General features: G+C 40.1%; 9 protein-coding genes and 1 other RNA gene. 1 reads left to right on the forward strand and 9 read right to left on the reverse strand.

Features of this window, described 5'->3' with window-relative positions; translation table 11 throughout:
- Positions 1-42: 42 nt before the first annotated feature.
- Positions 43-141, forward strand: an RNA gene (gene ffs, locus O3746_RS05220) — signal recognition particle sRNA small type.
- Positions 142-167: 26 nt separating this feature from the next.
- On the opposite strand, the gene cydC is transcribed toward ffs, so the two are convergent.
- The 9 genes from cydC to grpE form a co-directional block, all read right to left on the reverse strand.
- Positions 168-1898 carry a cysteine/glutathione ABC transporter ATP-binding protein/permease CydC gene (gene cydC, locus O3746_RS05225; protein WP_049384399.1) on the reverse strand — a complete coding sequence of 577 codons (1731 nt, stop codon included), beginning with the start codon at positions 1896-1898 and terminating at the stop codon, positions 168-170.
- Positions 1898-3658: a cysteine/glutathione ABC transporter permease/ATP-binding protein CydD gene (cydD, locus tag O3746_RS05230; protein WP_049384398.1), complete on the reverse strand. Its 1761-nt coding sequence runs from the start codon at positions 3656-3658 to the stop codon at positions 1898-1900. The genes cydC and cydD overlap by 1 nt, the downstream gene beginning before the upstream one ends.
- A 118-nt stretch (positions 3659-3776) precedes the next feature.
- Entirely contained in the window at positions 3777-4730 is a 954-nt protein-coding gene (gene trxB, locus O3746_RS05235) for a thioredoxin-disulfide reductase (protein ID WP_005699879.1), read from the reverse strand.
- 89 nt (positions 4731-4819) lie between these two features.
- Positions 4820-5677, reverse strand: a complete 858-nt coding sequence (locus O3746_RS05240; protein WP_049384397.1) for a co-chaperone YbbN — start codon at positions 5675-5677, stop codon at positions 4820-4822.
- A gap of 113 nt (positions 5678-5790) precedes the next feature.
- Positions 5791-7107, reverse strand: coding sequence for a nucleobase:cation symporter-2 family protein (locus O3746_RS05245; RefSeq protein ID WP_049384396.1), 1317 nt, complete (start codon positions 7105-7107; stop codon positions 5791-5793).
- Between the two features lie 134 nt (positions 7108-7241).
- Entirely contained in the window at positions 7242-8639 is a 1398-nt protein-coding gene (locus O3746_RS05250; RefSeq protein ID WP_371447961.1) for a DASS family sodium-coupled anion symporter, read from the reverse strand.
- Between the two features lie 160 nt (positions 8640-8799).
- Complete coding sequence (locus O3746_RS05255) at positions 8800-9381, reverse strand: uracil-DNA glycosylase family protein (RefSeq protein WP_371447963.1); 582 nt, start codon at positions 9379-9381, stop codon at positions 8800-8802.
- Between the two features lie 74 nt (positions 9382-9455).
- Positions 9456-11582 carry an anaerobic ribonucleoside-triphosphate reductase gene (nrdD, locus tag O3746_RS05260; RefSeq protein WP_371447965.1) on the reverse strand — a complete coding sequence of 709 codons (2127 nt, stop codon included), beginning with the start codon at positions 11580-11582 and terminating at the stop codon, positions 9456-9458.
- 266 nt (positions 11583-11848) lie between these two features.
- Positions 11849-12418, reverse strand: a complete 570-nt coding sequence (gene grpE / locus O3746_RS05265) for a nucleotide exchange factor GrpE (protein ID WP_371447967.1) — start codon at positions 12416-12418, stop codon at positions 11849-11851.
- Positions 12419-12508 lie beyond the last annotated feature (90 nt).

Consider the following 12508-nt stretch of genomic DNA (forward strand, 5'->3'; position numbering starts at 1 on the left):
CATAATAGCCCACCTAATCGCATTGCGATATCAATGGAAATCTTCTCGGTCTCTCGCAACGGTGTCCGGTTTACTCGGTCAGGTTCGGAAGAAAGCAGCCAAAGTCGGAATTTCTGTGTGCCGAGAATAAGCTGGGAAGATTTCCACCCAACTTATCCTTTCTTATTTTACACTCGCTCCACTAATTGTTTGAAGAACCCTTTTTCTAATTGCAATAATTCTGCATAAGTGCCTTTTTCAATTAGCTTCGCTTCATCAATCACATAAAGCTCATCAAATTGCTCAATCGCCGTTAAGCGGTGAGTCACCATAATTAAGGTTTTATTCTCAGCATGGGCAAGAATCAAACGCAGAATTTGGCGTTCAGTTTCGCGATCTAAACCTTCGGTTGGCTCATCTAATAATAAAATTGGCGCATCATTAAGTAAAATACGTGCTAAGCCTAAACGACGTTGTTCTCCACCAGATAGTGGACGGCCGCCATCACCTAACCAAATATCTAAGCCTTGTTCTTGTTCCAACAATTTGCCTAAACCAACTTGATTTAACACCTCGATCATTTTTTCATCAGGAATATTGACCGCACTTGCGAATTGCAGATTTTGACGAAGTGTATCGCTAAATACATGAACACGTTGTGTTAAAAAGCAGAATTGGCTGCGTAATGTGTCTTCTGCATAATCAGAAATTGGTTTACCAGCAAGGCTTAATTCTCCTTGATTAGCATCATAATTACGCACTAAAAGCTGTAATAACGTGGATTTCCCGCTACCTGTTTTACCTAAAATCGCGACTTTTTTACCTTTTTGAATGGTTAAATTCAAATTGTCTAAAGCACGATTTTGACGTTCAGGATAAGTAAAAGAAAGATCTTTCGCTTCAATTAATGTAGTCGCATTTTGATCGAACTCCGTCTTACCATTAAAAACGACTAATGGTTGCTGTTCGATAATATCTGTCACGCGTTCAGCTGAAGCAATTACTTGCCCGATATGTAAGAATGCCGAGCCTAATGGCATTAAGATTTCAAATGAAGCTAAAGCAGCAAAAGTGAAAAGCGCAATAAACGCCATACGGTATTCATCGTTACCAAACTCAGCTTGTGAGCTAAACCACAACATTGCGGCAATAATCAAACCATTTAAGAAGAGTGAAAGAGCGGTTGAAAATCCGCTTAAATTGGCTTCTTTTTGTTGGTCTGCTTGCCAGTTAGCTTCGGTTTTTGCCATGTTATTTTTCAATTTATCTTCGGCATTAAAGAGCAATAATTCAGCTTGCGCTTGGATAAATTCTAGGAATTGTGTGCGGTAAAGTGCACGTGAATGCACGAGTTTGTCGCCAAATTTTTTACCCAGTTGGTAGAAAACGGTTGGAATAACGAATACCAATAAAAGTAGGCTAATGCCTAAACCTAAGGCTAAAGGAGTATTGACGAAACTTAGGCCAATACACATAGCTAGAATCACAAAAATAGCCGTAATAAATGGCGCAATTAAGCGAAGATAAAGGCTATCGAGGGTATCTACATCAGACACTAAGCGGTTTAATAAATCGCTGTTACGATAACGATTTAACACCGCAGGGCTTAAGGGGATAATCTTCTCAAAAACCTGTACTCGTAATTTAGCCAAGATGCGGAAAGTCGCATCGTGCGTGACCAACTTTTCGAAATAACGGAAAAGGGTACGGCTAATAGCAAGCCCACGCACAGAAGCAGATGGGTAGAAGAAATTAAATAACGTGCCAAGACCTGCAATAGCTGTTGCGGCTAAAAACCAACCAGATGTGGTTAGCAAGCCTATGCTGGATGCAAGGCCTGTAATCATCAAAACTAAGCCTAAAAATAAAGGCAACTTGGCGAATTTAAATAAACGTAAAAAGGGAAGTAAAGCATGCATTATTGAATATCCTCTTTTCGTTGAGCCAATAATTCGGCAAAGAAGCCTTGATCTTTTAATTGGTTGAAATGGCCTTGTTGAACAATTTCACCTTCTTGCATCACTAAAATATTGTCACATTGTTTCAGATCTTCAATACGGTGTGTAATCATTAAGGTGGTTTGGTTATGGCTCATTCCAGCAAGAGCAGCAAGTACCAGATTTTCAGATTGAGCATCTAGGCTAGCCGTTGGCTCATCAAGTAATAATAAATTGCCTTTGCGTAGTAAAGCGCGTGCGATAGCTAAGCGTTGCGCTTGGCCTACGGATACACCCATCCCACCATCTTTAATTTCGCTATCCAAGCCTAATTTATCAGTAAATTCTTTCGCTTGAGCAGAAACTAAGGCTTGCTCAATTTGCTCATCAGTTGCTTGAATATCACCTAAAAGTAGATTTTCTTTGATGCTACCTTGTAGCAATAAGGGGTTTTGACCTACCCATGCAATTTGTTTACGCCAGTCGCTTAAACGGCTTTGATTAAGTTCTACACCGTTAATTTTTAAGCTGCCTTCATAAGGCAAGAAGCCGAGTAATACGTTGATTAAAGAGGTTTTTCCTGCACCACTTTGGCCGACAAGAGCAATATGGCTTTCTTTCGGAATATGGAATGAAAGAGGCTTAGTTAATGGTTGACCTTGTGGAGAAAGCGCCACTAAATTTTCAGCCTGAATCTCGACCGCACTTTGTGCTGGAATTTTTTCATTGCCTTGATGGGCAATTAAATAATCTGCTTCTAAGAAATCTACAATGGCATCAGCAGCACCAATACCGGCAGCACGATCGTGATAGTAAGTCCCGAGATCACGCAATGGTTGATAAAACTCTGGTGCAAGAATTAAGCAGAAAAAGCCGGTAAATAAGGTCAGCGTGGTGCCATAAGTACCAAATTCGACTTGGCCTAAATAACTAAAACCAAAATACACTGCCATTAAAGCAATGGAAATGGACGTGAAAAACTCTAACACAGCGGAAGAGAGAAACGCCATTTTAAGTACTGTCATGGTCGTTTCACGGAAGTCTTCCGTTGTGCTTTCAATATGTTGTGTTTGTTCTGAAGTGCGGTTGAAAAGACGCAAGGTTTCTAAACCGCGTAAGCGATCCAAAAATTGGGCACTTAAGCGAGAAAGGGTGGCCATATTTTTTTGGCTGCTATCTGCTGCCGCAATCCCTACCAGAATCATAAAAATTGGCACAAGTGGTGCGGTGATCATCAAAATCAGACCAGCAGCCCAGTTAAGCGGGAATACGGCAATTAAAATCACCATTGGTACAATGGCAGACAAACTTTGTTGTGGTAAGAAACGCGCATAGAAGTTATGCAGATTTTCTACTTGTTCAAGCATGATACTTGCCCAGCTACCAGCTGGTTTATTATTGATGGTTGCAGGACCAACTTGATGGATTTTATCTAAAATCTTTTGACGCATATGATTGCGTAGTAATCGACCTGCTTTAAAGCCAATTTTTTCGCGTAGCCACAAAATAACCGCACGCAAAGCAAAAGTCATGATTAATGCAATAAAATAGGGAACCAGTTCAGCGCGATCGACATGTTGCATAATGAGCTTGTCGAGCAATGTCGCAAGAAAATAGGTTTGAGCCACAAGAATTAAGGAGGAAAGTGTGGCAAGGGCAATATTGGTGCGCATTAATTTTTTAACAGGTTCTTGTTGCGCACGAAGCCATTTTTGTAAATATTTTTGGCGAAGTTTGTCCATTGTTTTTATTTATCCTAGGATAGGATGAGTTGGGTGGAGGATTAAAAAAATCTACCTTTGAAAAATAATAGGTGCGTGAAACCTTGTTTTACGCACCTTACATGAGAATTTAGCGCACTTATTCTTGTGCATCTAAATAACGTTCAGCATCTAATGCCGCCATACAGCCGGTACCTGCTGAAGTAATGGCTTGGCGATAGTTGTGATCCATTACATCACCCGCAGCAAATACGCCTTCCACTGACGTTGCTGTTGCATTGCCTTCAAGACCAGATTTAACAACGATATAACCGTTGTTAAGTTCAAGCTGGCCTTGGAAGATTTCAGTATTTGGCGCATGACCGATAGCAATAAATAAACCGTCTAATTTCACGTCTTCTTTTTCGCCAGTTTTTACGTTTTCTAAACGTACACCAGTTACGCCCATGTTATCACCTAACACTTCATTCAAAGTGCGGTCAGTATGAAGCACGATTTTGCCTTCTTCAACTTTTTTGTATAAGCGATCGATTAAGATTTTTTCTGCACGGAAGCTATCGCGGCGGTGGATTAAATGTACTTCAGACGCAATATTAGCCAAGTAAAGCGCTTCTTCAACCGCAGTATTTCCGCCACCGACAACAGCAACCGGTTTATTGCGATAGAAGAAACCATCACAGGTTGCGCAAGCTGAAACACCACGGCCTTTATAAGCGGTTTCAGATTCTAATCCGATATAACGTGCTGATGCCCCTGTTGCGATGATTAATGCATCACATGTGAAGGTTTGCATATCGCCATAAAGTTTGAATGGGCGAGAAGATAAATCGACTTTATTAATGTGATCAAACACGATTTCCGTTTCAAATTTTTCAGCGTGTTGCAACATACGTTGCATTAAACCTGGACCAGTGGTCATTTCAAAATCACCTGGCCAGTTTTCAATTTCATCCGTAGTAGTAAGTTGGCCACCTTGTTGAAGACCTGTCACTAAAACAGGTTTTAAGTTTGCACGTGCGGCATAAATAGCGGCAGTATAACCTGCAGGGCCTGAACCTAAAATTAATAATTTGCTGTGTTTAACGTCTGACATAAAGAATCCTTTGTTTATAAAATAAAGCATGAGGCTTTTGGAATTCGTTCATTATAAAGCCTTCATGCATAAAAAAATAGTTGATCATATTAGTAAAGCAATGAATACAGCAATCGGCGATATTTATTGGTGATAGGATCCGCATTGCCAATGGCTGATAAAATAGATAAAAACTGTTGTTTCACTTCACCATTTTCCGCAGAAATATCTTGTTTAAGAATGCTAAATAATAAGTCCAATGCTTCTTCGTTTCGATTAGCTTGATGTAGCTGAACTGCCAATTTCAACGCAATTTCAGGCGTTGGATTTTTCGCATAATCCGCTTGTAGTTGTTGAATTTCTGGCGTATCAGCGGCTTTAATTAAAAGCTCAATCTGCGCTTGTAATCCATGCCAACGGCTATCGCGATCCTGAATCGGAATTTGCGCTAAAATATCTGCCGCAGGTTCTGTTTTTTTCATGGCGATATAGGTTTCCGCATAAAGTAACGCCACATCGCTGTTTTTCTTATCTGAAAGCTCCCAGGCATCTTTCAGTAATGGAAGGGCCGAGTTGTAATCTTCTACTTGTAAAAAATCCAAGGCTTTTTGGAATTTTAAATCTTCTTCTTTTGGCAAAATCGCACTAAAACGTTGCAATAAGCTGGCTTCATCTAATGCACCAGGGAATGCATCTATTGCTTGAGCCTCTTTGAAAAGATAGGTTGTTGGTAACGCTTGAATACGAAATTGAGCAGCAATCATTTGCTCTGTTTCACAATTGACTAAGCCGAGGATAAATTGTCCTTGATGTTGTTCTGCAACACGTTGTAGGACTGTTGTAAAATCAGCTGATTCTTTATGACTTGGTGCATAAAAGTTAATGACAAGCGGTGTTTCAACAGAACGTTGCAACGTTTCAGTAAGATTTTGTTCGTTGAGCTCAACGAAGAAAGGTAAATCTGCCATTTTTATTCCTTCATAAATGGAAAATGATGCATGATTTTAACAAAGTGCGGTCAGTTTTAGAAATGTTTTACAGGAAAAGAAAAGGGCAGTGTTAATCTGCCCTTATTCGCTATCTATTTTGATTCTTTTGTTTCTTCCACTTTATCTTCAGGAAGCACGAGGTTAAGAATTAAGGCAAGTAATGAACCTACGGTAATGCCTGAACCGAGCACTTCTTTGAAAAAGTGCGGTAATTTATCAAGCAATTCAGGACGAGTTGTCACCGCTAAGCCACAGCCAATAGAAATGGCGATGATTAAACCATTACGTTTACTACGAGCGACTTTATCCAACATTTGAATACCTGCAGCGATAATCATCGCGAACATCATTAAGCCTGCACCGCCTAATACTGGTAATGGAATTGATACAATTAATGCACCGAATACAGGGAATAAACCGGCTAAAGCGAGAAGCACACCGGTTAGTGCAACCACGTGACGACTTGCTACGCCAGTTAAGGAAATCACGCCGATATTTTGTGAGAATGAAGAGAATGGTGTGGTGGACATAATGGCGGCTAAGGCTGATCCTAAACCATCGGCTAAAACCCCGCCACGTAAATGTCTGCCAGTGATTTCGGTTTTGGTGGCATTACCTAGGGCTAAGAAGTTACCGCTTGATTCAACGATCGTCACTAAATAGGCAATAGACATACCGATAATGCCTGAAATAGGGAAGGCTAAACCAAAGTGTAGAGGTTGTGGAATCGCGAAAGTTTGTGCTTGTTTTACGCCTTCAAAGCTTACCCAGCCCAAGGCTAAACAAACGAGATAACCAGTCATCATCCCAATAACGATGGCGGCAGCAGAGAAAATCCCTTTACCCCATTGCACGAGAGCGACCACGATCACTAAGACAAAGCTCGCCATCATTAAATTTTCTGGCGTCGCATAATTTGCATCACCACGTTGACCACCAGCAAACCAGTCAACGGCAACAGGAATGAGGCTTAAGCCGATCATCATGACGACAGTCCCTGTCACAAGTGGTGGGAATAATTTGCGAATATACGGCATGAAAAAGCTGCCGATAATCATCACTAAGGAACCAATGAGAGAAGAACCTAAAATACCGGCGATGCCATATTCACTGAAACCAATGGCAAGTGCAGCAGCAACGAAAGTAAAACTGGTCCCCATCACACTTGGTAAACGAATACCAATAGGCCCTAAGCCTTTACATTGGATAACGGTTACCACTCCAGAAATTAAAAGCGCCGCATTAACTAACGTAATAGTATCTTCGGTTGGTAATTTTAAGACGTTACCAATGACCAATGGTACGGCAATAATTCCCCCTAATGCGGCAAGTAAATGTTGTGCGGCAAGGAGTAAACTCAATCCGAAAGGTGGTTTGTCTTCCACCGTATAAAGCAGGTTGTTATTCATTTGGTTTCCCTAAGTAAAAAAATTGTGCGAATTATACGTTAATTTTGATTTGAGGCAAACGTTTGCGTAAATAAAATAAAAAAGTGCGGTTAAAAATCATCTTGTTTTTAACCGCACTTATTCGATTTTAAAGGTTACATCCAGAAGAGATAAGCAATTGTCCCGATAATTAGCATACAGGTTAAATCAATAAATTTACCCACGCGGATCATTTCGGATTGTTTCACAAAACCTGTCGAGTACACAATCGCATTCGGTGGGGTACCAACCGGCATCATAAAGGCACAGGATGCCCCTAGACCGATAATCATTGCAAAACCAAGTGGTGGCATATTCAGTGCATTTGCAATAGAAATAAAGATTGGAACCAGTAAAGCCGCACTTGCTGTGTTTGACGTAAACTCAGTTAAACAGACGATAAAGGCCGCAACAATTAATGCCATCACATAGTAGTGGCCACCTTCAATAATGAAGACAATACCATCTGCCATGATTTTACTTGCACCAGACTGAGTCAATACCGAGCTTAAGGTTAAACCGCCACCGAAGAGGAATAACACGCCCCATTCTGTATTGTCTTGCACTTGTTTCCAACTTGCGATCCCTGTTACACAAATGACAATCGCAGCTGAGAGCGCAACCATACTGTCAAAGCTGCCAATGGGTTTTGGTAAACCTAATAATTGAGAAAGAATAGGGTTGATGTAGCCACCAAAAATCCAAAGAATTGCCACGGTCACAAAGATAGTTAAGGTTAAAATACGTTTTTTCGTCATGTGAATTTTGGCAAATTCCGCATCAAAACGAAGGCCAAGTTTGGGTTTAAAAACAAGGTATAACCAACCAATAATTACAGGGAATAAAATCAGCATGACTGGAGTGCCATACATTAACCAGTCTGCAAAACCTAAATGAAGTTGAGATGCTGCAATGGCATTCGGTGGGCTACCTACAAGGGTTCCCATACCACCGATGGTAGCACTATAAGCAATGCCTAATAATACGAATACATAAGTATTGTGATCTTTATTACGGTCTAACTGACTTAAAATAGTCATTGAAAGTGGAATCATCATTGCAGCAGTAGCGGTATTGCTCATCCACATGGACAAAAATGCTGTTGCGACGAATAAATAGAGTACAGCAACAGATAACCGACCCTGCGCTAACTGCATGATTTTATTAGCGATCATTTGGTCGATCTTTTGCACATTTAATGCTGTTGCAAGTGCAAAACCACCGAAGAATAAAAAGATAGTTGGATCTGCAAAGGCTACGAGGGCTTCGCGACTATCAGCTAATCCTAATAGAACAGATAGAATTGGAACGAATAATGCAGTGATGGTTACACTAACTGCTTCGGTGAGCCATAGAATGGCCACAAATGCGAGTAAAGATAATCCTTTATTCTCAGCAGGGGCAAAAGGAAGTGTATTGAGTAGAATAAAAAAGAGAGCTACATCAGAAAGAAATATAATAGTTTGTTTATTCCATGCTTTTCGTTGAGAGTTTGTGACAGATATTACTTGCATATTTTTTCCTATATTTTTAAGGCCGGCGATTTTAGCATAACAGGCCTCAGTTAGAAAATAATGCATACTAAAAATTGATTATAATAAAAGAAAAGTGCAGTCAAAACTGGATGCTTTTTGACCGCACTTCATTAATTAAATATCAATTTAGCGAGATAAATTAACGAGATAAAATCGCTTTCACTTGCTTTTGCAATGCCGGGATAATCTCTTGTTCAAACCATGGATTTTTCTTGAGCCAAATTTGGTTGCGTGGAGAAGGGTGAACAAGTGGGAGAAAGTGAGGGAGAAAATCACGGAAACGGTGAACTGTTTCAGTCACATTAAGCTCGTTTTCTGGTAAATAATATTTTTGTGCATATTGCCCGATAAGAATGGTGAGTTCTATATTGGGCAAGTTAGCTAAAATTGGTGCATGCCATTTCTCTGCGAAGCCTTTGCGTGGCGGTAAATCACCGGATTTGCCTTTGCCTGGGTAATAAAAATCCATCGGAATGACAGCAAACATACCTGAATGGTAAAAGGTATCGCGATCCACACCTAGCCATTCACGTAGGCGATCACCGCTTTTATCATTCCAATATAAACGACTTTCTTGGGCTTTAATTCCAGGCGCTTGTCCGACGATATTAATATGAGCGCTAGTTGGCGCAGCAAAAAGCGGTTCGATACCTTTTGCAGTAAAAGATTGATTATCGGGATCTTGCATGATGGATTGGGTAATTTGAGCAAGTGTTGGCATTGTATTTCCTTCTTTGTTGAAATAAAAATAGCTCACTTTTGATGAGCTATTTTATCATAATCAATATCGCGACATTATAGGTGTTTTACTCGACGTTTTACTTCTTCTTGTTTGCCCGCATTGAATGGACGAGCGTCAGGGCTGCCGAGATAACCACAAACCCGTCGGGTCACGGAGACTTTTGCACTGTCATGATTACCGCATTTTGGGCAGACAAAGCCTTTGCTTGTGCAATTGAATTCTCCTGTGAAACCACATTCGTAACATTCATCAATTGGCGTATTGGTGCCGTAATAAGGCACGCGATCGTAGCTATAATCCCATACATCTTCGAGTGCTTTCAGGTTATGTTGAATATTTGGGTATTCGCCATAACAGATAAAGCCGCCACTCGCTAATTCAGGATAAGGCATTTCAAAGTCTAATTTATCGTATGGATTCACTTTTTTCTCTACATCTAAGTGATAGCTGTTAGTGTAGTAGCCTTTATCGGTAACGCCGTCAATGACACCAAATTGTTTGGTATCTAAACGGCAGAAACGATCACACAAGTTTTCACTTGGTGTGGAATAAAGGCTAAATGCATAACCCGTTTCTTTCTGCCATTGTTTTACCGCTTCATTTAAACGACGCACAATCGCGATGCCTTTTTCACGCAGTTGCTCATCGTCAAAAATATGTCCCTTTTTATACAGTGCATTTATGGTTTCATGAATACCAATATAGCCTAAAGAAATTGATGCTCGGCCATTTTTGAAAATATCCGCAACATTATCATCGGCTTTTAGTCGAACGCCGCAAGCGCCTTCCATATAGAGAATTGGTGCGACACGAGCTTTAGTATTTTCTAAGCGAGCAATGCGGGTAAGCAAGGCTTTCTTCGCGAGGGCTAAGCGTTCATCTAAAGTGCGGTAGAATTTTTCTTCATTCCCTTGTGCTTCAAGAGCAATGCGAGGAAGATTCAAACTCACCACACCTAAATTATTGCGACCATCATGCACTTCATGACCGTTTTCTTCATAAGCACCTAAGAAGCTACGACAACCCATTGGGGCTTTGAACGAGCCAGTGACTTTAACCACTTGATCATAGTTTAAAATATCTGGATACATGCGTTTTGAAGCGCATTCTAAAGCCAGTTTTTTAATGTCATAGTTCGGATCTTGTTCGTTTTGGTTCACGCCTTTTTTAATGGTAAAGACCAGTTTAGGGAAGACGGGGGTTTTGTGATTTTTACCTAAACCACGAATACGGTTTTTCAAAATCGATTGTTGAATTAAACGTTCTTGCCAACTAGTGCCTAAGCCAAAACCAAAGGTAACAAATGGCGTTTGACCATTTGACGTATGGAGTGTATTAACTTCATATTCAAGGGATTGGAACGCATCAAAACATTCTTTTTCAATTAGTGCTTTTGCATAACCTTCAGCATCAGGAATTTGCCATTGTGCAGCATTTTTCAAATGTTTTTCAAAGCTGAGTTGAACATAAGGCGCAAGCACTTCATCAATGCGATTAATGGTTGTACCTCCATAAATATGGCTGGCGACTTGAGCAATAATTTGTGCGGTAACCGCTGTTGCTGTGCCGATAGATTTTGGTGGTTCAATTTCTGCATTACCCATTTTAAAACCATGAGAAAGCATGCCTTTTAGATCAACGAGCATGCAGTTAAACATCGGGAAAAATGGCGCGTAATCTAAGTCGTGATAGTGGATTTCCCCTTTTTCATGGGCTTCAACAACATCTCTTGGCAGAATGTGACGTTTGGCATAATGTTTTGCCACGATACCAGCCAGTAAATCACGCTGGGTAGGGATAACTTTCGCATCTTTATTGGCGTTTTCATTAAGCAATTCCACATTGCTTTGCTCAATCAGTCCTTCAATTTCTTTGGTTAATTGGCTGCGTTTTTCACGTGCCAGGTCGCGATCGTGACGATATTCAATATAAGCACGTGCAATTTGTGGATACTTGCTTGTCATTAAGTGATTTTCAACAATTTTTTGAATCTGGTTGATATCAATTTCATGCTGATAATGACTAAAAATTTCAGTATTAATCTGCTGGCTCAGATCATGGATATACATTTCATCAACAATATTGACCGCACTTGCTGCTTTTTTGATTGCATTAGTAATACGTTGTAGGTCAAACCCAATTCGTGAACCATCACGCTTAATCACAAAGAAAGCGTTCATTTTATGACTCCTGTAAGGTAGCTATGAAAAAAATCGAAAACACTATATATAGTTTTATTTAATAGATCAACACACAATATGTAGTGTTATTTGTCAGTTTTTGATAGTTGAAATTGAGTCGAAACCTTGTTAAATCTGGAAAGAAAGAGTGTTTTTGTTGAGAATTATTCTCAAATTATTTTTTAATAAATTTGATCTATGTCAAGATTTTTGGCAATAAAAAAACGGACGAAAAATCGTCCGCTCTTTAAGTCATAGAAAAGAAATTAAGCTGCAACCATTACCATAGCTGGGCGAATCACACGACCATTTAAGGTATAACCTTTTTGTAAAACGGTGGTGATTTGGTTGCTTTCAAACCCTTCAGCTGGTTGCATAGAGATGGCTTGGTGGAGATCCGGGTTAAAGGTGTCACCCACTGCGCCAACAGGTTCAACACCAAAGCGAGCCACCGTTGAGAGTAACTCTTTTAAGGTTAGCTCCACACCATCGAATAAGGCTTTGATGTTTTCATCATCCTTATTGGCAGGCGTTGCAAGCGCGCGCTCTAAGTTATCAATGGTATTTAAAATGTCTTTTGAGAATTTTTCGAGCGCAAATTTATGTGCTTTTTCGATGTCTTGTTCGCTGCGGCGGCGCATATTATCAATTTCAGCACGCGTACGGAGCAATAAATCTTGCTCTTTTTTAGAGGTTTCTTCTACTTGTGCTTTTAATTGTTCTTCAAGTTCTTGTACGCGGGCGATCGCTTCTTCTAACGGATCTTCCGTTGAAGTGGTTTCCTGCTGAACTTCTTCAACAAGTTCTTCATTTAAGTTTTGTGCTTGTTCTGACATCTTTTTCTCCATTTATCAAAAATTAGTGCTATTTTAGCAAAACTGAATTGCTATGTAATATAATGGCTAAAATTTTAAATTCAAGTGCGG

The organism is Haemophilus sp. 27098_8_127 (assembly GCF_041433495.1).
In the GTDB taxonomy this organism is placed as follows: domain Bacteria; phylum Pseudomonadota; class Gammaproteobacteria; order Enterobacterales; family Pasteurellaceae; genus Haemophilus_D.